Source organism: Agreia sp. Leaf283, assembly GCF_001422485.1.
Classification (GTDB): Bacteria; Actinomycetota; Actinomycetes; order Actinomycetales; family Microbacteriaceae; genus Agreia.
This window is the reverse complement of sequence record NZ_LMNF01000001.1, coordinates 1,774,421-1,796,851: the sequence shown is the minus strand read 5'-3', so window position 1 is coordinate 1,796,851 and position 22,431 is coordinate 1,774,421. Positions and strand designations below refer to the sequence as shown.

The 22,431-nt window shown below is 67.5% G+C and carries 18 protein-coding genes; 8 read left to right on the top strand and 10 right to left on the bottom strand.

Going from position 1 to position 22,431, the window contains the following annotated elements; all coding sequences use genetic code 11:
• Nucleotides 1-16 precede the first annotated feature (16 nt).
• Both ASF51_RS08165 and ASF51_RS08160 read left to right on the top strand, forming a co-directional pair.
• Nucleotides 17-1,573 carry a hypothetical protein gene (locus ASF51_RS08165; protein ID WP_055927257.1) on the top strand — a complete coding sequence of 519 codons (1,557 nt, stop codon included), beginning with the start codon at nucleotides 17-19 and terminating at the stop codon, nucleotides 1,571-1,573.
• A 55-nt stretch (nucleotides 1,574-1,628) separates the two neighbouring features.
• Nucleotides 1,629-2,429 carry an oxygenase MpaB family protein gene (locus ASF51_RS08160; protein ID WP_235497166.1) on the top strand — a complete coding sequence of 267 codons (801 nt, stop codon included), beginning with the start codon at nucleotides 1,629-1,631 and terminating at the stop codon, nucleotides 2,427-2,429.
• A 44-nt stretch (nucleotides 2,430-2,473) separates the two neighbouring features.
• Here the strand turns inward: ASF51_RS08160 and ASF51_RS08155 are convergent, their stop codons facing one another.
• Entirely contained in the window at nucleotides 2,474-4,888 is a 2,415-nt protein-coding gene (locus tag ASF51_RS08155; RefSeq protein WP_055927254.1) for an ATP-dependent helicase, read from the bottom strand.
• A gap of 12 nt (nucleotides 4,889-4,900) precedes the next feature.
• Nucleotides 4,901-5,950: a glycerophosphodiester phosphodiesterase family protein gene (locus tag ASF51_RS08150; protein WP_055927251.1), complete on the bottom strand. Its 1,050-nt coding sequence runs from the start codon at nucleotides 5,948-5,950 to the stop codon at nucleotides 4,901-4,903.
• Nucleotides 5,951-6,076: 126 nt separating this feature from the next.
• On the opposite strand from ASF51_RS08150, the gene ASF51_RS08145 reads away from it, so the two are divergent.
• Nucleotides 6,077-6,862, top strand: a complete 786-nt coding sequence (locus ASF51_RS08145) for a Bax inhibitor-1/YccA family protein (protein ID WP_055927248.1) — start codon at nucleotides 6,077-6,079, stop codon at nucleotides 6,860-6,862.
• Between the two features lies 1 nt (nucleotide 6,863).
• Nucleotides 6,864-7,997 (top strand): DUF418 domain-containing protein, encoded by a 1,134-nt coding sequence (locus ASF51_RS08140; protein WP_055927245.1) that lies wholly within the window; start codon nucleotides 6,864-6,866, stop codon nucleotides 7,995-7,997.
• Here the strand turns inward: ASF51_RS08140 and guaA are convergent.
• From guaA to guaB, 8 genes are all read right to left on the bottom strand, one after another.
• A complete protein-coding gene (gene guaA, locus ASF51_RS08135) occupies nucleotides 7,981-9,570 on the bottom strand; it encodes a glutamine-hydrolyzing GMP synthase (protein WP_055928153.1) in 1,590 nt (529 codons plus the stop codon). The two genes, ASF51_RS08140 and guaA, sit on opposite strands and share 17 nt — an antisense overlap.
• Nucleotides 9,566-10,018: a DUF3817 domain-containing protein gene (locus tag ASF51_RS08130; protein WP_055927243.1), complete on the bottom strand. Its 453-nt coding sequence runs from the start codon at nucleotides 10,016-10,018 to the stop codon at nucleotides 9,566-9,568. The genes guaA and ASF51_RS08130 overlap by 5 nt, the downstream gene beginning before the upstream one ends.
• Before the next feature lie 4 nt (nucleotides 10,019-10,022).
• On the bottom strand, nucleotides 10,023-10,850 hold the full coding sequence (locus ASF51_RS08125; protein WP_235497165.1) for an SURF1 family cytochrome oxidase biogenesis protein: 828 nt from the start codon (nucleotides 10,848-10,850) through the stop codon (nucleotides 10,023-10,025).
• Complete coding sequence (locus tag ASF51_RS08120) at nucleotides 10,847-12,274, bottom strand: cation:proton antiporter (RefSeq protein WP_055927240.1); 1,428 nt, start codon at nucleotides 12,272-12,274, stop codon at nucleotides 10,847-10,849. Before ASF51_RS08120 ends, ASF51_RS08125 begins: the two co-directional genes overlap by 4 nt.
• A 3-nt stretch (nucleotides 12,275-12,277) precedes the next feature.
• Entirely contained in the window at nucleotides 12,278-12,811 is a 534-nt protein-coding gene (locus ASF51_RS08115) for a cation:proton antiporter regulatory subunit (RefSeq protein WP_055927237.1), read from the bottom strand.
• A 99-nt stretch (nucleotides 12,812-12,910) separates the two neighbouring features.
• On the bottom strand, nucleotides 12,911-14,641 hold the full coding sequence (locus ASF51_RS08110; protein WP_055927234.1) for a glycerol-3-phosphate dehydrogenase/oxidase: 1,731 nt from the start codon (nucleotides 14,639-14,641) through the stop codon (nucleotides 12,911-12,913).
• 81 nt (nucleotides 14,642-14,722) lie between these two features.
• Nucleotides 14,723-15,841 carry a GuaB3 family IMP dehydrogenase-related protein gene (locus ASF51_RS08105; protein WP_055927232.1) on the bottom strand — a complete coding sequence of 373 codons (1,119 nt, stop codon included), beginning with the start codon at nucleotides 15,839-15,841 and terminating at the stop codon, nucleotides 14,723-14,725.
• A gap of 48 nt (nucleotides 15,842-15,889) precedes the next feature.
• Nucleotides 15,890-17,392 carry an IMP dehydrogenase gene (gene guaB, locus ASF51_RS08100; protein ID WP_055927228.1) on the bottom strand — a complete coding sequence of 501 codons (1,503 nt, stop codon included), beginning with the start codon at nucleotides 17,390-17,392 and terminating at the stop codon, nucleotides 15,890-15,892.
• A 256-nt stretch (nucleotides 17,393-17,648) separates the two neighbouring features.
• On the opposite strand from guaB, the gene ASF51_RS08095 reads away from it, so the two are divergent.
• From ASF51_RS08095 to ASF51_RS08080, 4 genes are read left to right on the top strand one after another with little or no spacing between them, the layout of a single operon-like run.
• Entirely contained in the window at nucleotides 17,649-19,025 is a 1,377-nt protein-coding gene (locus tag ASF51_RS08095) for a branched-chain amino acid ABC transporter permease (protein WP_082479627.1), read from the top strand.
• 11 nt (nucleotides 19,026-19,036) lie between these two features.
• A complete protein-coding gene (locus tag ASF51_RS08090) occupies nucleotides 19,037-20,014 on the top strand; it encodes a branched-chain amino acid ABC transporter permease (RefSeq protein WP_055927222.1) in 978 nt (325 codons plus the stop codon).
• Complete coding sequence (locus ASF51_RS08085) at nucleotides 20,007-21,008, top strand: ABC transporter ATP-binding protein (protein WP_082479626.1); 1,002 nt, start codon at nucleotides 20,007-20,009, stop codon at nucleotides 21,006-21,008. The genes ASF51_RS08090 and ASF51_RS08085 overlap by 8 nt, the downstream gene beginning before the upstream one ends.
• The gene (locus ASF51_RS08080; RefSeq protein WP_055927214.1) at nucleotides 21,005-21,775 is read left to right on the top strand and encodes an ABC transporter ATP-binding protein; all 771 of its coding nucleotides are present in this window, start codon (nucleotides 21,005-21,007) and stop codon (nucleotides 21,773-21,775) included. Before ASF51_RS08085 ends, ASF51_RS08080 begins: the two co-directional genes overlap by 4 nt.
• Nucleotides 21,776-22,431: the final 656 nt, after the last annotated feature.

Genomic DNA, 22,431 nt, shown 5'->3' with positions numbered 1-22,431 from the left:
CGCGAAGGTGAGGGGCATGACACAACACCGTCGGCGCACATCCGCCCTTCTCACCGCACTCACCACCGTCACCGCGACCCTCGGCCTCCTCCTGGCCGGCGCCCCACCGGCCACCGCCGCCGTCTCCACGGGCCACGGGGTCGGCCATCTCGCCGACGACGGCGTCGCCTGGATCGGCTCCTACCGGCTCGACGACTCATCGCTCGTGTTCTGCCTCGAGGCAGGCAAGAAGGCCCCGACCGGCCACGACTACGCCTTCGTCGACGCGGCACAGCTCGGCAGGTTCACCACCGACGACCTCGCCCGCCTCGCCTACATCTCACGCACCTCGGCCTCGTCGGCAGACCCCTCCGAGGCCGCCGCGGGGCAGCTCGCCACGTGGACCATCGCGGGGCTGAACGGTCGAGCTCCCGAGTACTACGCGCAGCGGGCCGGTGCAGCGGCCCAGGCCGTGCTCGATCGCAGCCGTCAGCTTCTCGCGACGGCCGACGGCCCGATGGGAGCATCCAGAAGCGTGTCCTCCTCGGTCGCTCTGACCGAGGCAGACGGCGAGGGTCGCCTGACCGTCACGAGCAGCCTCACCGTCGACTTCCTCTCGACGGGGCCGACCGTGTTGAGCCCCGGCAGTCACACCGCAACCATGAGGCTGTCGGGTGCCGTCTTCGACGACGGCTCGTCCGAGCGCACGGTGTCGAACGGCGACGTCGAGTCCATAGAGACCACCGGTCAGACGCCGAGCTCCCGGGTCGTGGCCACCGTCGGCTACGAGCACCTTCCCTACGGGTCGGCGTTCACTGCCGGCCGGGCCGCAGACGATGTGCAGCAGGTTCTCGTCGCCAGGCAGGGTTCGGCCTCGGGCATCGCCACGACCACCGCGACGGTCCCGTCGACGAAAGGCTTCCAGCCCGTGGTCGCCACGCAGACGAGCGCGAGCGTCGCCGGCACGGGCCAAGCGATCAGCGACGAACTGGTGGTGTCCGCGCTGACCCCGGCGACCGACTCGGACGTGCTCTCGGGGTGGGGCCTCTACCGGCCCTCGACTCCCCCGGCGGCCGGCTCCGTTCCCGCCGTCGACGAGAACGGCATGCTTCCCATTCCCGTCGTCGTCGAGAGCTCGCTGCTCGGTCCGTTCGCCGAGCCCATCCAGCTCGCAGAGCACGCGCCGGCCGATGCGCCCGTCGTCTGCACGGTGGAGGTGCGGGTCGACACCGGTCCGGGCACCTACCGCACACCCGAGTGCACGCTTCCCGGCCCCGGGTACTACGTCTGGGTCGAACGCATCGACGGCTCCCGAACTCCGGCGGATCAGGGCGGGGCACGCATCCTGCCCTGGCAGTCGCCCTTCGGCACAGCCAGCGAAGTCACCGTCGTCGCTGCGCCTCCGGCCCCGGCAGAGCTGAGCACTCCCCCCGCGCCGGCCGCAGTGCAGAGTCTCGCCGAGACGGGCAGCACCACGGCACCCGGGCTCCTCCTGGTCTCGGGCTCCGCCCTGGTTCTCGGAGCGCTGCTCGGTGTCGGGGTACTGTGGCGTCGTCGGCTCACGCTGAAGCACACGGTGCCGGCACTGAACTGAACCGGCGGGGTTCCTCTCACATCCCGCGCCGCACCCGACGAGCGAGAGGTACCCCGTGGCCGCAACCGAAGACCCAGGCGGCCCGGCCCTGCTGCGCATCGGCGACATCGCAGCGGAGTCGGTGCTCGTCGCGGCCGGCGGCCGAGCCATCCTGCTCCAACTCGCGAATCCGGGCGTCGGTCGAGGGGTCGCCGAGCACAGCGACTTCGCGTCGCGACCCCTCGACCGTCTGGTGCGCACCCTGCAGTACGTCTACACGGTCGTCTACGGCAGCCCGGCCCAGCTGCAGTCCGTCGTGCGGTCCGTGTCCCGCGCGCACGCGCCCGTGCGCTCGGCGCCGACCGATGGCAGCCCCTCCTATTCGGCCTTCGACCCGCAACTCCAGCTGTGGGTCGCGGCCACCCTGTACGACTCGGCGATCGACATGTACGAGCGCATCTACGGCCCGCTCGACGAGCGATCCGCCGAGCAGATCTACCAGGACTACGCCGTTCTCGGCACGGCGCTCCAGGTGCCCCGCGAGCTCTGGCCCGCCGACCGGGCGGCGTTCCGCGAGTACTGGTCGCATGAGCTCGATTCGCTGACCACGAATGCGTCGACCCGGCGGGTCGCCCAGGCGCTGCTCCATCCGGCCGTGGGGTCCCTCTGGCTGAGGGCGGCCATGCCCGTTGCCCGGCTCGCTACCGCAGGGCTCCTTCCGCCCGCTGTTCGCGAGGCCTTCGACCTGCCGTGGACGCCGACGCGACGCCGCCTCTTCACCGGCCTGATCACGATCACGCGCCTGGTGTATCCCCGCCTGCCGCGCGCGCTGCGCCACCTCGCCCGCGATCGCGCGCTCCGCGGTGTGCCCGGCTAGATCTTCTCTGCGCTGAATCTTCTCTGCGCTGGGTCTTCTCTGCCCTAAATCTTTTCGATCGGGGCGATCTTGATGAGCAGCTTCTTGGCGCCCGCCTTCTCGAACATCACGTGAGCCACTCGCTTCGTGCCCTCGCCCGTGACCTGGTTCACCCGGCCCTCGCCGAAATCACTGTGCCGGATGCGATCCCCGGCGGCGAGTTCGAGGTCGCCGTTGTCGCGCACCTTGTTGGTGATCGTGTTGGCCCACTCCGCCTTCGGCCGCGGAGGAAGAGCAGGGAAGTCGCTCGATCCGCCGGAATCCGACGATCCCCAGCCCTGGCGCGACGAGCGGTTCGCGTTGAGCGCGCGCGGCTGGGTTCCGCCCCTCGATGTGGCCATACCGGGCGACTGCACCCATTCGATGAGCTCGGCGGGGATCTCCTGGAGATAGCGGCTGGGCATGGCCACAGCGGTCTCGCCGTACTGCGCGCGGGTCATGGCGAGCGAGAGGTAGAGACGCTTGCGCGCACGCGTGATGCCCACATAGAACAGCCGACGCTCTTCGGCGGGGCCGCCCGGTTCGTTGGCCGACATGCGGTGCGGCAGCAGGTCCTCCTCGATTCCGGTGAGGAAGACGGCTTCGAATTCGAGGCCCTTCGCCGTGTGCAGCGTCATCAGCGAGACCGTGCCGCTGGAGTCGTCGAGGTCGTCGACGGCGGCCACCAGCGAGACCTCGGTGAGGAAGTCGACGAGCCCGCCGTCGGGGTTGTTCTTTCCGAACTCCTTGGTCACCGCCAGGAGCTCCTCGACGTTCTCGGCACGGGCCTCGTCTTGAGGATCGCGTTTGGCACGCAGCGCCGTGAGGTACCCGCTCTTCTCGAGCAGAAGCGCCAGTACGTCGAACACAGACGCCGGTCCCTGCTCCCGGTCGGGTTCGATCAGAGCAGATGCCTCATCGAGCAGGCCTGCCAGCTGCAGGATCGCCGTCGTGACCTTGGGCCCCAGGCCGAGCGAGGCCGCCTGGCGCATCGCTTCGCGGTAGGTGATCTCGTTCGCCTCGGCGAAGCTGGCCAGCTGGGTCTCGGTCGCGGGGCCGATTCCGCGCTTCGGGCTGTTCAGGATGCGCCGCAGTGCGAGCGCATCCTGCGGGTTGGCGACCGAGATCAGGTAGGCCATCACGTCTTTGATCTCGGCGCGCTCGTAGAACTTGGTGCCCCCGAGAACGCGGTAGGGCAGAGCCGACCTGATGAAGATCTCTTCGAGCGCTCGCGTCTGGGCGTTGGTGCGGTAGAACACCGCGATGTCTTTGTAGGCCGTTCCGGCGTCGTGCAGCTTGGCGATCTCGTCGGCGATGAACTGCGCCTCGTCGTGACCGGAGTAGCCCGTGTAGCCGAGGATCCTGTCGCCGTCGCCGATGGCCGTCCAGAGTTTCTTGTCTTTGCGATCGAAGTTGTTCGAGATCACCGCGTTGGCCGCGGACAGGATGTTCTGGGTGGAGCGGTAGTTCTGTTCGAGGAGCACGACCTTGGCGCCGGGGTAGTCTCGCTCGAACTCGACGATGTTGCGGATGTCGGCCCCGCGGAACGCGTAGATCGACTGGTCGGAGTCGCCGACCACAGTGAGGGAGGCGCCGGGCACGGGCGGCTGGCCGGGGTCGACGGAGCCCGGCGACAGGGTGAGCTCGTGGATGAGCGAATACTGCGCGTGGTTCGTGTCTTGGTACTCGTCGACGAGGATGTGACGGAACCGGCGCCGGTACTGCTCGGCCACCTGCGGGAAGGCGCGGAACAGGAACACCGTCTGGCTGATCAGGTCGTCGAAGTCGAACGCGTTGGCCGCCTGCAGGCTGCGGGTGTACTGCCGGAAGATCTCGACGAAGAGCGCCTCCTGTGGATCGGCGAAGTTCGCCGTGCGGGCGTAGCTCTCTACGTCGGCGAGTTCGTTCTTGAGCTTCGAGATCTTGGCCGACACCGAACCGACCGTGAAGCCGAAGGTATCGGCCTGCAGCTCTTTGATGATGCGCTTGATGAGGACACGGCTGTCGGCGGAATCGTAGATCGTGAAGCTCTTGGTGAAGCCGAAGTTCTCGGCCTCGCGGCGCAGGATGCGCACGCACGCGGAGTGGAAGGTCGAGATCCACATGCCCTGCGACGCCTGGCCCAGGAGGGCCTCGACTCGCTCGCGCATCTCGGCCGCGGCCTTGTTCGTGAACGTGATGGCCAGGATCTGGCTCGGCCACGCCTCGCGGCTCTCGATCAGGCTGGCCACGCGATGGGTGAGCACACGGGTCTTGCCCGAACCGGCGCCGGCCACGATGAGCAGCGCCGGCCCGCGGTATTCGACGGCCTCGCGCTGCTCGGGATTCAGCCCGTCGAGAAGGTCGTTGCTGGCGTTGCCCGACCCCTGCCCGTCGAGAATGACGGGCTTCAGGCTCTGCGCGCCCGGATCGGTCGAGGGAAGGTCGAAGAGGCTTGTCATGTCCCCTCCAGTTTAAGCCGAACCTCCGACAGTTCCCCGCGCGGGGAACACCGCCTCGCGCGCGGCGACCGCGAGATCGGCCTGATCGGCGAACACCCCGTCGACCCCCGTCGCCAGGATCAGCGCGAACTCGCTCTCCCAGTCGCCGAAAGCCGCAGGGCCGCCTCCCCTCCTGAACTCGGCCGAGAGGAACCGGTTCTCCGGCCGCAGGGTCCAGCAGTAGATCTCGAGCCCCGCCTCATGCGCCGCGTCGACCAGCGCCGAGGAGACCCGGGTCGAGTCGGCATCGGGTCGGGGCCGGATCATGTTCTTGTCGACGCTGATCCCCTCCACGTCACGGCGGAGCATCCGCATGCCGTCGCGAGTGAGGAACGACGCGTAGCTGTCGGCATCCGAACCGAACCGGGCGACCAGATCGGGCGGCGATCCCGCGGCCTCGAGGAGGAAGACGTTCTTCGAGCGGATGCCTCGACCCCGCAGCAGGTCGAGCACCGTCTTCTCGAACGACTCCACCGTGAGCCGCCCGTCTCCCGAGTTCCAGCCGCTGCGGATCAGTTCGTCGGCCACCAGCTCGTCGAGGGGCAGCCCGATGGAATCGAAGTACGCGGCGTGCTTGATCTCCGCCACGAGGCCGAGCGAGTGCTCCGTCTCCTCGCCGGCCGTGTCGAGCAGCTCCAGCAGCTCGGACAGACGCATGATCGGCGACTGCCCGTCGAACGACGAGCTGGAGGTGCGGATCGAGGGCAGGCGCTCTCGCGCGCGCAGCGTCGACAGTTCTGCCCACGTGAAGTCCTCGGTGAACCAGCCGGTCAGGGCCGCGCCGTCGATCGTCTTCGTCGTGCGCCAGGCGGCGAATTCGGGGCGCGATGCGACATCGGTGGTGCCGCCGATCTCGTTCTCGTGCCGAAGCACGAGCACCCCGTCGCGGGATGCCACGATGTCGGGTTCCACGGCATCGGCACCCAGGGCGATGGCGAGTTCGTACGACGATCGCGTGTGCTCGGGTCGATATCCGGGGGCGCCTCGATGTCCGATCACGAGGGGGCGGCGGGCTGGGGTCACGCCACCACGGTAGCCTCCTGCGGCTCCGCCCTGCGCGAAACCCTGCGAAATCGCCCAACCGACGGGCCTCGACAGGCACGAATCCGGTAGATTTGAACTCCGTCCACCTACGTACAAGAGGAACTCATGCCGTCGGCGAACCCCGCGTTCACACGCAACCCTGTCTTCAACGGAAAGGGCGCTGCCGATGCTGCGCCCACGATGTCGAGCACACAGCTGCAAGACCTGTACGAGCGCCCCTCGGCGACCCCCGCCGACACCTCGCGCATGACCTACGACGACACCATCGTCAAGACCGCGCTGCTGTTCGCCGTGCTGCTGGCCGGCGCCGTCGTCGGCTGGATCGTGCCCGGCCTGTTCATCGTCGGAGCGATTGTCGGCCTTGTGCTCGGCCTCGTCAACTCCTTCAAGCGCGAGCCGTCGCCGGCGCTGATCATCGCCTACGCCGCAGCCGAAGGGCTCTTCGTCGGAGGTATCTCGGCGTTCTTCGAGTCCCGGTACGAGGGCATCGTCGTGCAGGCCGTGCTCGCCACGCTCGCCGTCTTCGGAACCACGCTGGCGCTCTTCGCCAACGGCAAGATCCGCGCATCCAAGCGGGCCACCAAGATCTTCCTGATCGCCATGGTCGGCTACGCGGTCTTCTCACTGCTGAACTTCGTGCTCATGATCGCCGGCGTCTTCCCCGCAGACAACATGTTCGGAGCCCGCGCCGGAATCTTCGGAATCATCATCGGTGTCTTCGCCGTGATCCTCGCGGCGTACTCGCTGGTTCTCGACTTCGACTTCGTGCAGCGCGGCGTCAAGACCGGCGCCCCGCGCAAGTACGGCTGGTCGGCCGCGTTCGGCCTCACCGTCACGCTCGTGTGGCTCTACGTCGAACTGCTCCGCCTCATCGCGATCTTCCGCAACTAGCGTGTCTCACGACGACATCGGCGGGGCCGTCCTTCGGGGCGGCCCCGCCGTCGTTGTGCCCACCCGGCGCGCTCCGCGCATCCCGGGCCTGGATGCGGCGCGCGGGCTCGCCATTCTGGGCATGCTCGCGGCGCACACGCTGCCCGGCGACGGCGACGCGTTCTACGACGGCCGCAGCTCCATCCTCTTCGCCACCCTCGCGGGCGTCTCGCTCGGGCTGATGTCCGGGGGCGATCACCCCGCGCCGCTGGACCGTGCACCCGGGTCACCGCGCTCGCGCATCCGGCTGTCGATCGCCATCAGGGCCCTGCTGCTCATCGCCCTGGGGCTCTCGCTCTGGCTGCTGGGCACGAACATCGCAATCATCCTCGACTCCTACGGCTTCTTCTTTCTCGTCTGCATTCCGCTGCTCTTCACGAACCGCTGGGTGCTGGCAGCACTCGCGCTGCTCTGCGCCCTGGTCGGCCCGATCGTGGTCGGTGCACTCACTGCCGCGACGTCCGCAACCGGGCCCCTGCCCGTGACCCCCGACAACCCCGTGTCCGTTCCCCTGTCGTGGCTCGACGCGTACTACCCCGCGCCCGTCTGGCTCGCCTACGTGCTGGCCGGCCTCGCGATAGCGCGGTTCGGAGTGACACGACCGGCTGTGCAGCGCATCATGATCATCGGCGGCACGGTCGTGGCGGCGCTCGGCTACGGCGTGTCAGCGGCCATCGGAGATCCGGTGAGGGCGCACACCGACACGACCATGGAGGCGATCTCCTCCGGTGGGCTCGCCATCGCCGTGATCGGCGTGCTCGTCATCGGGGTCGGTGCCCTCACGAGCCGTTGGGGCCGCACGCTGGTGCGTCCGCTCGTCGCGGCCGGATCGATGCCCCTGACGATCTACACCGCCCAGGTTCTCGTCATCGCCCTGATTGCGGCGGCGCATCCGGAGCCGTACGACGACGCGTTCGAATGGACCCTGTTCGTGTGCCTGGCGGTCGGCTCGCTCGTCTTCGCCACCGCGTGGAGCGCCCGGTTCTCGCAGGGACCCCTGGAGTGGCTCTTCGCACGCCTCACGCTGCGCCGCCCGTGGCGGACGCCACGAAGCGGGCCGCGTGCGGCTCAGCGGGGAACTACTCCCACTCGATAGTTCCCGGCGGCTTGCTCGTGACGTCGAGCACGACGCGGTTCACGCCGGCCACCTCGTTGGTGATGCGGTTCGAGATGCGGGCCAGCAGGTCGTAGGGCAACCGTGTCCAGTCGGCCGTCATCGCGTCTTCGCTCGAGACCGGGCGCAGCACGATCGGATGCCCGTAGGTGCGGCCGTCTCCCTGCACTCCGACGGAACGCACGTCGGCCAGCAGAACGACGGGGCACTGCCAGATCTCGTCGTCGAGGCCGGCCGCGGTGAGCTCGGCGCGCACGATGGCGTCGGCCTGGCGGAGCAGTTCGAGTCGCTCCCAGGTGACCTCGCCGACGATGCGGATGCCCAGGCCGGGGCCGGGGAACGGCTGGCGACCCACGATGGCTTCGGGAAGCCCGAGCTCGCGGCCGATGGCGCGCACCTCGTCTTTGAAGAGGGCTCGCAACGGCTCGACGAGTTCGAACTGCAGGTCTTCGGGAAGGCCGCCGACGTTGTGGTGACTCTTGATGTTGGCCGTGCCCGTTCCGCCGCCCGACTCGACGACGTCGGGGTAGAGGGTGCCCTGCACGAGGAACTTGACGGGCTCGCCGTCGGTGGCGGCGGCCTCCAGCACGAGCGCCTCTGCGGCGGCCTCGAAGCTGCGGATGAACTCGCGGCCGATGATCTTGCGCTTCTGCTCGGGGTCGGTGACCCCGGCGAGGGCATCCATGAACTGCTCACGGGCATCGATGGTGACGAGGCGCACACCGGTGGAGGCGACGTAGTCGACCTCGACCTGTTCGCGCTCACCCTGGCGCAGGAGGCCGTGGTCGACGAACACGCAGGTGAGCTGGTCTCCGACCGCCTCGTGCACGATCGCGGCGGCCACGGCGGAGTCGACTCCTCCCGACAGTCCGCAGATGACCTTGCCGTCGCCGACCTGTTCGCGGATCAGGGCGACCTGGTCGGTGATGACGTTGCTGCTGGTCCAGTCGGCGGGGATGCCTGCCGTGTCGTGCAGGAAGTTCTCGATCACGCGCTGCCCGAACTCGGAGTGCTTGACCTCGGGGTGCCACTGCACCCCGTACATGCGGCGCTCCTTCGACCCGAACGCCGCAACCGGCGTCGACGACGTGCTGGCCAGGACCTCGAAGCCCTCGGGCGCCTTCGAGACGGAATCGCCGTGGCTCATCCACACGGTCTGGGATTCGGGCTGGCCGACGAGCAGCGAACCGCCCTCGCCCGCGATCGCCATGTCGGTCGACCCGTACTCGCGGAGGCCCGTGTTGGCGACCTCGCCGCCCAGGGCGCGTGCCATGACCTGGAATCCGTAGCAGATTCCGAAGACGGGAACGCCGAGGTCGAAGATCGCCGGATCGAGCTCGGGAGACCCGGGCTCGTACACGCTCGACGGCCCGCCGGAGAGCACGATGCCCACCGGAGACTTGGCGGCGACCTCTTCGGCGGTGATCGACGAGGGGACGATCTCCGAGTAGACGCTGGCCTCGCGCACTCGTCTGGCGATGAGCTGCGCGTACTGGGCGCCGAAGTCGACGACGAGGACGGGCCGGGACTGGCTGTCGGGGCTGGGCGTGCTAATGGGTGACCTCCACGGGGGCGGATGCGGACAGCTCGGCCTCACGGCCGGCCAGATAGGACTTCACTTCGCGGGCGATTCGCACCTCGAGGAAGAAGGAGAGCAGCGGCACGATTCCGCCGAGCGCGATGAGCACGAACTTCCAGAACGGCCAGCGCATCCGGCTCCAGAGCTGGAAGTCGGCGAACAGGTAGAGCACGTAGAACCAGCCGTGGGCGATGAGGATGCCGGTGGACAGGTTGACCGCCGTGACGGTGCCCTCCGGCACCAGCGCCAGGAAGCCCTGCGGTCCGCCCAGTTCGAGCTCGACACCGAACGCGGGAACGTACTTGAGCACGACCTCGAGGCAGAGGAGCAGCAGCATCACACCGGTGATGATCGAGGAGACCCGGTAGAGCTTGACCGCGCTTCGAATGCGCGGAAAGTCGCGGGGTTTGGGTTCGAGGGCCATGCGTCTAGTGTATTCCGTGCTCGGCGAGGCTCCGGGCGCGTCCGTCGGCCTCGCTCTCCTCGAGCTCCTCCTTCTCGCGCTCCCATGCGTCGCGTGCGAGGCGGTACCAGAGGAAGACCGCGAAGCCCGCGAAGATCACCCATTCGGCCGCGTAGAAGATGTTGAGCCAGTTGAGTTCGACGGAGCGATCGGGCTCGGGGGCGTCGATCACGTCGAGGCCGTTGGGAGCCGTGCTGGAGATGACGTAGCCGCCGTAGACGTCGGTCGAGGCGGACAGCGCCGTCCAGATGTTCACGAACGCGGCGGGACTCATGGTGGTGAGGTCGTATCGGCCGCCCTCGCTCTTCTCGGCGTCGTCGACATTGGGTGCGTCGGGGTCGACGTAGCGCCCGTCGACCTCCTCGGGGCTGGATGCGCGGGGCTGGGCCGCAAGGGCGTCGCGCGCGGCGACCGCGGTGTCGCGGTCGGGCGCCCAGCCCAGAGCGACCGCCAGGGCGGGCGCTCCGGGCTCGTCGACCGCCAGATGCCCGACGACCCAGTATCCGGAGCGGCCGCCGTTCAGTCGGTCGGCCAGGATGCCGTAGTCGGCGGGCTCGAAGGTCCCCGAGGTGGAGACGCGCTGCGCAGCCTCGACGGCGAGCACGGGCTGCTGCGGCGACGCGACCGACGTCAGCGGCTGCACCGTCTCGGTGGGTCGGTCATCGACCTGTCCGCTGGAGACGGCCCGCTCGAGCTGCCACTGCCCGAGGCCCGCGAAGATCGCCGCGATCGCCAGGGCGAGCACGAGGGCGGCGATCCATCTCGGCCGCCGCATCACACTGAAGAGGGTCAATATTCGCTGTCTCTCTCTCGAACCCCGAAGTCGTCGGACTGGCGCATGGCCTGCTCGACGAGGGCATCGACATCGCCCGCATCCGACTCCTGCTGAGCCGTCTCGGCGCGCGGAGTCGTGCTGAGCGTCGGCTCCGAGTCGTCGTCGGCGCGGGGAAGCGAGACGTCTTGACCCGCCGTCGCCGCGGCGACGAGCGCGATCCCCTCGTCGAGGAGCGGATCGCGATGCTTCTGCGCATCGGCCGCCTTCGCCGCTCGCGTCGGGCGCAGGATCACGTTCGCGATCCTCTCGGAGTTCGCGGCGAGGATCGGGCCCATGATCGCCATGATCAGAACATAGAGTCCGGCGAAGGGCTGGATGCGTTCGTCGAGCCCCGCAGACAACGACAGGGTCGCGAGAATGAGCGCGAACTCGCCCCTGTTCTGCAGGATCACGCTCGCGTTGATGCCGGCCCGGGGACCGAGCTTGTTGAGCCAGGCCACGAACTGACCCGCACCGGCGTTCAGAACGACGGTCATCAGCACGGCCCCGAGCACCGGCAGGATCACGGGTGCGAACTTCGTGGGGTCGAGCCCCAGGCCGAAGTTGAGGAAGAAGAAGGCGCCGAACACGTCGCGCAGCGGGATGGCGATCTGCTCGATGCGGTTGCGGTACCGGGTGGCGCCCAAGACGAGGCCGATCAGGAACGCGCCGATCGCATCCGTCACGCCCAGGATCTCGCCGATGCCGCCGAACATGATGGCCAGGCCGAAGAACAGGATCGTGAAGAGCTCGTCGTCTTTGGTGCGGAACAGCCGCGACACGAAGCGCCCGCCCCAGCGGGCCACCGAGAACATCACGATGAGGAAGAGGAACGCGACGGCGAGCTTGCCGACGACGGGCCAGATCTCGGTCTCGCCCGACAGGACGACCGACACGATCGCCAGGTAGATGGCGATGAAGATGTCTTCGACGACGGTGACGCCGAGGATCATGGGTGTCTCGGGATTGGCCAGGCGCTTGAGCTCGATGAGGAGCTTCGTGACGATGGCGCTCGAGCTGGTGGCGGTGATGCCCGCGACGATGAGCGCCTCGCGCGTTCCCCAGCCGAGCATGAAGCCGAAGGCGAACCCGGCGCCCATGTTCAGGGCGATGTACGATCCGCCCGAGATGATCAGCTTTCCGGCGTTCGAGAAGAATTCGTCCTGATCGAACTCGAGCCCCAGGTTGAACAGCAGCAGCACGAGCCCGAACACGGCCATGAGCTCGATGTACTCGGTGTGCACGAATTCGAGCGGGAAGAAGTGGAAGTTGGGGCTCGCCAGCAGACCGACAGCCATGTAGATCGGGATCGCGGGCAGGCCGATGGTCTTGCCGAGCCTGCCCAGGACGTATGCGATGACGAACAGGGCGCCCAGGATGAGGAGATCGGGGCCGAAGTGCATCGCCTAACGCCCGGCGGAACCGTCGACGGCGCCGGTCTTGGCGCGCATCTCGCCCGTACGGAAGAAGTTGAAGGCCTTCGCGACCTTCTCGGGAGACCCGGCCACGACGAGCGTGTCTCCGGGGAACACCTTGAAGTCGGGTGCGGGAGCCGGGTTCGCCGACTCCCCGCGCACGACGGCCACGACGGTGAGTCCCACGATGTCGCGCTCGGCCGTGTTGCCGAGCGGCTGCCCGGCGATGTGGTCCTCGTAGTCGACAGTGAACCAGTCGATGCTCAGTCCGGGGATCTGGTCGAGGGCCGTGAGCGACTCGGTGATCTGGGTGCCGCCGAGCAGCTCTGCGAGCGTGCGGGCCTCGTCTTCGCTCAGGCGCAGGGAGACCTTGGCCGCATCGGAGGTGTTGTCTTCATCGGAGAACGTGATGAGGTCGCTGTGCCCCGATCGATGGGCGATGACTCCGACCTTGCCGCCGTCGGCGGTGATGAAGGTGTGCAGCACCCCCACCCCGGGAAGCTTGACCCGTCGGACATCGACCATGACTGAACTCCTCGGGTATCTGCATCGGGCGGGCGTAAGACTCCATTCTACCCGCGCGGGGAACGGGGACGTCCGTTCTCTGAGCCTGTCGAAGGGCGCCTACGCCTGCGCCGCGATGTCGGGCGCCTCGAGCCGGATGCGATCGGCCGATTCGTCGTCGGGCTGCTCCTGGCTCGCACGCTCAGCCGCCACTCGACGCAGGTAGTTCGCGACCTCCCGCTCGATCCGGGCCTCGTCCCAGCCGAGCACGCCGGCCATGAGGCGCGCCGCGACGGGAGCCGCGGAGACCCCCCTGTCCCACGCCTCGATCGAGATGCGCGTGCGGCGGGCCAGCACGTCTTCGAGGTGCAGGGCTCCCTCATGGCTGGCGGCGTAGACGACCTCTGCCGCGAGGTAGTCGTCGGCCCCGGGCAGGGGTTCGGCGAGCTCCGGGTTGGCCGAGATCAGATCGAGCAGTTCGTCGGTCAGGGTTCCGAAGCGATTGAGCAGGTGCTCGATGCGCACGGTGTGCACGCCGAACCTGCGGGCGATCTTGCTGCGCTTGTTCCACGCAGCCTGATAGCCCTCGGCGCCGAGCAGGGCGATGTCTTCGGTGACGCTGCCGGCGATCTTGCCGTCGAGAGCCGAGACCGCCGCATCGATGGCGTCTTTGGCCATGACCCGGTAGGTGGTCCACTTGCCGCCCGCGATCACGACGAGACCGGGAACCGAGTGAGCGACGAGGTGCTCGCGCGACAGCTTCGACGTCTGGTCGCTCTCTCCGGCGAGCAGCGGACGAAGGCCCGCGTAGACGCCCTCGACGTCGTCGCGGGTGAGGGGCACGTTCAGCACCGTGTTGACGTGCTCGAGCACATAGTCGATGTCGGCCGCGGTCGCGGCGGGGTGAGCCTTGTCGAGGTGCCAGTCGGTGTCCGTGGTTCCCACGAGCCAGTGCCGGCCCCACGGGATGACGAAGAGCACGCTCTTCTCGGTGCGCAGGAGCAGGCCCATGGAGGACTGGAACCGGTCGCGCGGCACGACCAGGTGGATGCCCTTCGACGCCCGCACCTTGAACTGTCCGCGTTCGCCGACCATGGCCTGGGTGTCGTCGGTCCAGACGCCCGTGGCGTTCACGACCTGCTTCGCGCGGATCTCGAACTTCTCACCGGTCTGCAGGTCGTGGGCGTGAACGCCGACGACCCGCTGGCCGACCTTGATGAATCCCTCGACGCGCACCCGGCTCGCAGCGTGGGCTCCGTAGAACGACGCGGTGCGCACGACGGATGCGCCGTAGCGCGCGTCGTCGACCTGCGCGTCGTAGTACGTGATGCCGCCGATGAGCGCGTCGTGGGCCATGCTCGGGATCGCGCGCTGCACCTGGCCGCGGGTCAAGTGACGGTGGTGGGGAACGCCGGGCGGGCGGCCTCCGGTGTAGGAGAAGAGGTCGTACAGCACCATGCCGGCGCCGATGTAGAACCGGTCGATGAAGCGCCGCTTGAGCGGGATGAGGAAGCGCACCGGCTTGACGAGGTGCGGGGCGATGCGCTGCAGCAGGAGGCCGCGCTCGATCAGGGCCTCGCGGACGAGGCGGAAGTTGAGCTGCTCGAGGTAGCGGACGCCGCCGTGCACCAGCTTCGACGAGCGCGAACTCGTTCCGCTCGACCAGTCGCGGGCCTCGACGATTCCGACGCGGAGCCCTCGGGTAGCCGCATCGAGTGCTGCGCCTGCGCCGACGATGCCTCCGCCCACGACCAGGATGTCGAGTTCTTTGGTCTTCAGCGCCTCGATCGCGGCTTCACGCTCTTCGGGGCCCAGCTTCGTAGACCTGGACACACTGTTCGCTTCAACCATTTTCAGGCCTCCTCGTCATAGAGAATCGGTGGCCTCAGTGTACCCGGGACGGGTTGATAAACAGCGACCCGGAGGCGATGACTAGTGGGTCAGGTACGGGGCCACGACGACGTCGATGCGCTGGAATTCCTTGAGGTCGGAGTACCCCGTGGTCGCCATCGAGCGTCGAAGCGCTCCCATGAGGTTGGCCGTTCCGTCTGCGACGGGCGACGGGCCGTTGAGGATCTCCTCGAGCGGCGCGACCTGGCCGACATGCACGCGGTTGCCGCGGGGAAGCTGCGTGTGGTGAGCCTCGCTGCCCCAGTGGTATCCGCCGCCGGGTGCGTCGGTGGCCCGAGCCAGCGCGGTGCCGAGCATCACAGCGTCGGCGCCGACCGAGATGGCCTTCACGATGTCGCCGGATGTGCCGAGGCCGCCGTCGGCGATGACGTGCACGTAGCGCCCGCCCGACTCGTCCATGTAGTCGCGGCGTGCGCCGGCGACATCGGCGACAGCCGTGGCCATGGGTGCGTGGATGCCGAGGGTCGCGCGGGTGGTCGAGGCGGCTCCCCCGCCGAAACCGACGAGCACTCCGGCCGCGCCCGTGCGCATGAGGTGCAGGGCGGCCGTGTAGGTCGCGGCGCCTCCGACGATGACGGGGACGTCGAGCTCGTAGATGAACTTCTTGAGGTTCAGCGGCTCGGTGCTCTTGGAGACGTGCTCGGCCGACACGGTCGTGCCGCGGATCACGAACAGGTCGACTCCAGCGGCGACCACCGTCTCGTACAGCTCCTGCGTGCGCTGCGGCGACAGGGCCGCGGCCACGGTGACGCCCGCAGCGCGGATCTCCGCGAGGCGTGCGGTGACGAGTTCGGGCTTGATGGGCTCTGCGTAGATCTCACGCATGCGCGCCGTCGCCGACGCGGCATCGACCGTGCGGATCTCCTCGAGGATCGGCTCCGGGTTCTCGTAGCGCGTCCAGACGCCCTCGAGGTCGAGAACGCCGAGTCCGCCGAGCTGCCCCATACGGATGGCCGTGGCCGGCGAGACCACGGAGTCCATGGGCGCCGCCAGCACGGGCATGCCGAAGTGATAGGCGTCGATCGTCCAGTTGATCGACACGTCCTGCGGGTCACGCGTGCGCCTCGAGGGCACAACCGCGATGTCGTCGAATGCGTAGACGCGACGGCCTCGCTTGTTGCGGCCGATTTCGATATCCATACTCACCCGACAACCCTACCGGTCACTCGTTCCGCCCGTAGGCGTCGTCTAGCGGCGGTAGTTCGGCGCCTCGACGACCATCTGCACGTCGTGGGGGTGCGACTCCTTGAGGCCCGCGGCGGTGATGCGCACGAAACGGCCCTTCTCCTTGAGCTCGGGAATGGTGCGCGCTCCCGTGTAGAACATCGACTGGCGAAGGCCGCCGGCCAGCTGGTACGCGACGCTCGCCAGCGGGCCACGGTAGGGCACCTGGCCCTCGATGCCTTCGGCGATGAGCTTGTCGTCGCTCGGCACGTCGGACTGGAAGTAGCGGTCCTTCGAGTACGAGGTCTTCTCGCCGCGCGTCTGCAGCGCTCCGAGGGAGCCCATGCCGCGGTAGTTCTTGTACTGCTTGCCGTTGACGAAGACCAGATCTCCCGGGCTCTCGTCGCATCCGGCGAGCAGGGAGCCGAGCATCACGGTGTCGGCACCGGCGACGAGGGCCTTGGCGATGTCTCCCGAGTACTGCAGGCCGCCGTCGGCGATCACCGGGATGCCGTGCGGCTTGGCCGCGAGCGACGCCTCGTAGACGGCCGTCACCTGGGGCACGCCCACGCCGGCGACGACGCGGGTCGTGCAGATCGACCCGGGACCGACACCGACCTTGATGGCGTCGGCACCGGCATCCACCAGCGCCTGCGCGCCCGAGCGGGTGGCGACGTTGCCGCCGATGACGTCGACGCCCTCGAAGGCGCTGTCGCGCTTCAGACGGCGGATGATGTCGAGCACGCCGGCGCTGTCGCCGTTGGCCGTGTCGACCACGATCACGTCGACGCCGGCCTCGAGAAGGCTCGTGGCCCGCTGCCAGGCGTCGCCGAAGAATCCGATGGCGGCGCCGACGCGCAGGCGACCGGCCGAGTCCTTGGTGGCGAGGGGGTACTTCTCGCTCTTGTCGAAGTCCTTCACCGTGATGAGGCCCGTGAGACGGCCCTGCTCGTCGACGATAGGGAGCTTCTCGATCTTGTGCTGGGCGAAGATCGCGATGGCGTCGTCGGGGTCGATGCCCTGGCGGCCGGTGATGAGAGGGGCCTTGGTCATCACGTCGCGAACGAGCGTGGTGGCCTTCTCGAACGGCGAGACGAAGCGCATGTCGCGATTGGTGATGATGCCCACCAGCACACCGGCCTGGTCGACGACGGGGAGGCCGGAGACGCGGAAGTGGCCGCAGAGCGCATCGACCTCGGCGACGGTCGCGTCGGCCGTGGTGGTGACCGGATCGGTGACCATGCCCGACTCGCTGCGCTTGACCAGGTCGACCTGGCTCGCCTGGTCGGCGATCGAGAGATTGCGATGCAGGATGCCGATGCCGCCCTGGCGGGCCATGGCCACGGCCATGCGGGACTCGGTCACCGTGTCCATGGCGGCACTGAGAAGAGGGGTGGCTACGTCGATGCGGCGGGTCAGCCTCGATGAGGTGTCGGCCTCGCTCGGAATCACGTCTGTGTGACCCGGCAGGAGCATCACATCGTCGTACGTCAGTCCGATAAAACCGAAGGGATCCGCCTGGTCCAAATGACACCTCGCATAGTAGAAATTTTCTCTCCCCAAGAGTAACGGTTAGGTGCGCGCGTTATTCCGGTGTAAGAAAGTACCTGCGCGTCGCAGGCATTCCTTTCCGTGTCGAAACATGGAGGCAACAATGGGGCGCTATGTTCTAGCAACGTCGCTCGACCATAGATAACGGAGCCCGGGTCCGCCCGTGCTTCCCACAGGAGGTGCACCCTTGCTCGCTGGCATAAGACCCGGGCAGTCGGCTCGATTGATCGCGATGCTCATCGCGTCGGTCGTTCTCTGTCTATCCGTCGTCCTCGGAGGATCCGCCCTCGGCGCATCAGCTGCTGAGACGACCGTTTCCACGTCCACCACGACCGAGCAGTCGATCCTCGCCTGGGTACGCTCCGATGCCGACAAAGTCGGCGTCGCAAACGTTTCCATAACGGTCGAGGGCGACGGCGGCACGGAGACGGCGGTCACCGGCGAAGACGGAAAGGCCGTCATCCCCGTGAGCGAGCCCGGCACCTATACGGTGACGATCGACGAAGACGCACTTCCGGTCGAGACCGGCTACCCGCGTCCGTCGAGCAACCCCGCAGAGGTCGAGGTGTTCGCCGGCAATACAGAGGTGCCCGCGATCTTCTTCCTGTCTCCCGACAACGCGAAGGGAGCCGTCGCTGCTCCCTCCGACACGGCGACATCCACGCCGACGCCCGGCGCAGACGGCGAGGCCGGAACGACGACCACGACCGCGCCGGTCACGGCCGACACCTTCTGGCTGCGGTTCTGGCCCCAGCTGGTCACGGGCCTCATCTTCGGCCTGCTCATCGCCCTCGCGGCGATCGGCGCCTCTCTTATCTACGGAACGACAGGCCTGAACAACTTCGCCCACGGCGAGCTGGTGACGTTCGGTGCCCTGATGGCCTACCTGTTCTCCGGAATCATCGGGCTCCCCGCCGTCATCGCGATTCCCGCGGCGATGGTGCTGGGCGGCCTGTTCGGGTGGGCGCAGGATGCCGGAATCTGGCGCCCCCTGCGCAAGCGCGGCCTGGGCCTGATCCCGATGATGATCGTCACCATCGGCCTCTCGCTCGCTCTGCGCTACGTCTTCGTGCTCCTCTTCGGACCCGACCGGCTCACGCTGCCCAACAGCACCAAGCCGTTCCTCGTGATCGGCTCGGTGAGCCTCAAGTTCACCGACGTCGCCGGAGCGATCATCGCCATCGTCGTCATCCTCGGTGTGGCCCTCGTGCTCACGAAGACCAAGATCGGCAAGGCCATGCGCGCCGTATCCGACAACCGGGCCCTCGCATCCGCTTCGGGCATCAACGTCGAGCGGGTCATCCGCGTCGTCTGGGTCGGCTCGGGAGCCCTGGCCGCCCTCGCCGGCGTCTACGTGGGGTACTACCAGTCGCTGCGCTGGGACACCGGCGCCTCGATCCTGCTGCTCATCTTCGCGGCGATCACTCTCGGTGGCCTGGGCTCGGCCTACGGAGCCCTCGTCGGAGCCGTGGTCATCGGCCTCATCATGAACCTGTCGACACTGTGGATCCCTGAGAACCTCAAATTCGTCGCCCCGCTCGTGCTCATGATCATCATTCTGCTCGTCAGGCCCCAGGGCATCCTGGGCCGCAAAGAGCGCGTCGGCTAGGGAAGGTCCTTATGAACGGCAATTTCATCTGGCTCGCAATCGGGCAGATATTCGACCCCACCGTGGCGGCCTACGCCCTGGCCACCATCGGCCTCGTCATCCACTTCGGCTTCACCGGACTGCTCAACTTCGGGCAGGCGGGATTCATGGCCGTCGGCGGCTACGCGTTCGCCATCACCTCGGTGATCTACAGCTGGCCGCTCTGGGGATCGTTCCTCGCGGCGATCGTGGCGGCCACCATCTTCGCGCTGATCCTCGGAATACCCACCCTGAGACTCAGGGCGGACTATCTGAGCATCGTGACCATCGCCGCCGCCGAGATCATCCGATTGTCGGTCAAGACGCCGGAGTTCTCCGACGTCACCGGCGGCTCGGAAGGCATCAACGGTGCGGCCCGCGCGTTCAACGCCGTCAACCCGCTTCCCGAGGGCCGCTTCGGTCTGATGGGCACTCCCCTGGTCTACAACCAGGACCAGTGGTGGATCCGCATCGTCGGCTGGGGCCTGGTCGCGCTCGCCTGCCTCCTCGTCTTCCTGCTCATGCGCAGCCCCTGGGGACGCGTCATCATGGGCATCCGAGAAGACGAAGACGCGGTGCGCTCGCTCGGAAAGAACGTGTTCTCGTACAAGATCCAGGCGCTCATCCTGGGTGGCGTGCTCGGAGGTCTGGCCGGAGTCGTGTTCATCCTCCCCCGGTCGCTCCAACCCGACAACTACGGCACGCAGCTCACGTTCTTCCTGTACACGATCATGCTGCTCGGTGGCGCGGCGACCGTGTTCGGCCCTGTGGTGGGTTCCATCATCTTCTGGGTCACGCTGTCGCTCACCGACGGACTCCTCAGCCTCGGCATCGAGGCCGGAGTCCTCCCGCTCACGACCACGCAGACCGGTCCGATCCGATTCATCATCGTCGGTGTCGCCCTGATGCTCCTCGTGATATTCCGTCCGCAAGGAATCTTCGGCAAGAAGAAGGATCTGCACTTTGCCTGAAAAAACTCTCGTATCCGATATCACAGACGATGTGATCGTTCCGGGCGTCAAGAAGAAGGACCCGATCGTCGTCGCGCACGCGGTCAGCCGCCGCTTCGGCGGCCTCACCGCGGTCGACGTCGCCCACCTCGAGATCCCGCGCGGCTCGATCACGGCTCTCATCGGCCCGAACGGGGCCGGCAAGACCACGTTCTTCAACCTGCTCACCGGGTTCGACAAGCCGAACACCGGCAACTGGACCTTCAAGGGCAAGAGCCTGGCCGGCGTGCCGGCGTTCAAGGTCTCGCGCATGGGAATGGTCCGTACCTTCCAGCTCACCAAGGCGCTCAGCGGCATGACCGTGCTCGAGAACATGCGTCTCGGCGCCACGAAGCAGGGCGGTGAGAACATCTTCGTCTCGCTCTTCAAGCCCCTGTGGAAGGCGAAGGAGGACGAGATCACCGAACGCGCCATGCAGCTGCTGGCCAAGTTCAAGCTCGACACCAAGAAAGACGACTACGCGTCGAGCCTGTCCGGCGGCCAGAAGAAGCTGCTCGAGATGGCACGCGCGCTCATGTCGAGCCCCGAACTCGTGATGCTCGACGAGCCGATGGCCGGCGTCAACCCGGCGTTGACGCAGTCGCTGCTCGGTCACATCGTCAATCTGAAAGACGAGGGCATGACCGTGCTCTTCGTCGAGCACGACATGCACATGGTCAACACGATCGCCGACTGGGTGATCGTGATGGCCGAGGGCAAGGTCGTCGCCGAGGGTCCGCCCTCGACCGTCATGTCCGACCCCGCCGTCATCGACGCCTACCTCGGAGCCCACCACGCCACCGACCTCGGCACCATCGAGGGCCAGCTCGAGGTGGCGGAGGAGATGCAGTCCGATTTGATCCGCAACGAGGTCGAGCAGGATGCGGAGGCCGCCGGCATCGCCGTGCCCGGCCACGAGTCCGCACCGACCGCCGACGCCCCGTCGACACCGGTCGATACAGAGGAGAAGAAGTGAGCACCGACACCGATCACGTCCTTGTCACCAAGGAGCTCTTCGCCGGCTACGTTCCGGGCGTCAACATTCTGAACGGGTCGAACGTCTACGTGAAGCGCGGCGAACTCGTCGGCATCATCGGCCCGAACGGCGCGGGCAAGTCCACGCTGCTGAAGGCCATCTTCGGCCTCGTGAACATCCGCAGCGGCACCGTCGAGCTGAACGGCGAGGACATCACGGGTCTGAAGGCCGACAAGCTGGTGTCGAAGGGCGTGGGCTTCGTGCCGCAGAACAACAACGTCTTCCCTTCGCTCACTATCGAGGAGAACCTCGAGATGGGCATGTACCAGAAGCCGAAGCTCTTCAAGACGCGCCTGGCCTTCGTCGAGGATCTCTTCCCCGAGCTGTCGAAGCGCCTCAAGCAGCGTGCCGGCTCCCTCTCCGGTGGAGAACGGCAGATGGTGGCCATGTCTCGAGCCCTGATGATGGACCCGAGCATGCTGCTCCTCGACGAGCCGAGTGCCGGCCTCTCCCCCATGCGCCAGGACGAGACGTTCGTGAACGTGCAGCGCATCAACCGCGCCGGCGTCTCGATCATGATCGTCGAGCAGAACGCCCGGCGCGCGCTGCAGATCTGCGACCGCGGGTACGTGCTCGACCAGGGCAAGGACGCGTACGAGGGCCCAGGGCGCGACCTGATGAACGATCCCAAGGTCATCGAGCTCTACCTCGGAACCCTCGCCACCACGAACGAGGTCACCACCTCGACGCCCACGGTGGGCGGCTGACCCGTCGCTCCACGCTGAGGCCCGGCACCCGCGCCCCACGAATCGCCCGCACGGGCGTCGTGGCGGCCGGGTGCCGGGCCTTTCCGCGTGCCAGGCACCTGGCCTGCTCCACGCACTCCGCGAGGGCCGTGCCGGCTACCCGGGCTCACCGGTCACATCCTGCACTAGCGAACTCCCGACGCCCGTTGCCTCTTGCCTCTCGAAACTCCGAGCTCGTCCTACTCGCCGCCCCTCGGTAGGCGCAGGGGGCACACCTCGCTCCCCCATAGATGCAGGCGCATGCGCATTCCTTTGATGGACGCAGGGGTGCGGCCACTGAGGGGGCGGCGCAGTCTGGTTTTCGGGCGCGTTGAAAAGTCGGCGCTCGGAGGAGGTGCTCTCGTCTCTCCTGCGTTGATCGAGCAGGCCGCCCTTCGACAAGCTCAGGGAACGGTGCCGCTGTTCTCGTGCCCCCTGCGTTGGTCGAGCAGGCTGCCCTTCGACAAGCTCAGGGAACGTGCGGCTGTTCTCGTGCCCCTGCGTTGGTCGAGTGGGCTGCCCTTCGACAAGCTCAGGGAACGCCGCGGTCATACTTCCCGCGCTGGTCGAGTGGGCCTCCCTTCGACAAGCTCAGGGAACGGTGCCGCTGTTCTCGTGCTCCCTGCGTTGGTCGTGCA

Bases quoted from the DNA above. Each gene is read 5' to 3' on its own strand.
- ASF51_RS08145 (WP_055927248.1), top strand. From the start codon at position 6,077: ATGCCGTCGGCGAACCCCGCGTTCACACGCAACCCTGTCTTCAACGGA.
- ASF51_RS08095 (WP_082479627.1), top strand. From the start codon at position 17,649: ATGCTCATCGCGTCGGTCGTTCTCTGTCTATCCGTCGTCCTCGGAGGA.
- ASF51_RS08130 (WP_055927243.1), bottom strand. From the start codon at position 10,018: ATGGCCCTCGAACCCAAACCCCGCGACTTTCCGCGCATTCGAAGCGCG.
- ASF51_RS08165 (WP_055927257.1), top strand. From the start codon at position 17: ATGACACAACACCGTCGGCGCACATCCGCCCTTCTCACCGCACTCACC.
- ASF51_RS08110 (WP_055927234.1), bottom strand. From the start codon at position 14,641: ATGGTTGAAGCGAACAGTGTGTCCAGGTCTACGAAGCTGGGCCCCGAA.
- ASF51_RS08105 (WP_055927232.1), bottom strand. From the start codon at position 15,841: ATGGATATCGAAATCGGCCGCAACAAGCGAGGCCGTCGCGTCTACGCA.
- ASF51_RS08115 (WP_055927237.1), bottom strand. From the start codon at position 12,811: ATGGTCGATGTCCGACGGGTCAAGCTTCCCGGGGTGGGGGTGCTGCAC.
- ASF51_RS08155 (WP_055927254.1), bottom strand. From the start codon at position 4,888: ATGACAAGCCTCTTCGACCTTCCCTCGACCGATCCGGGCGCGCAGAGC.
- ASF51_RS08090 (WP_055927222.1), top strand. From the start codon at position 19,037: ATGAACGGCAATTTCATCTGGCTCGCAATCGGGCAGATATTCGACCCC.
- ASF51_RS08120 (WP_055927240.1), bottom strand. From the start codon at position 12,274: ATGCACTTCGGCCCCGATCTCCTCATCCTGGGCGCCCTGTTCGTCATC.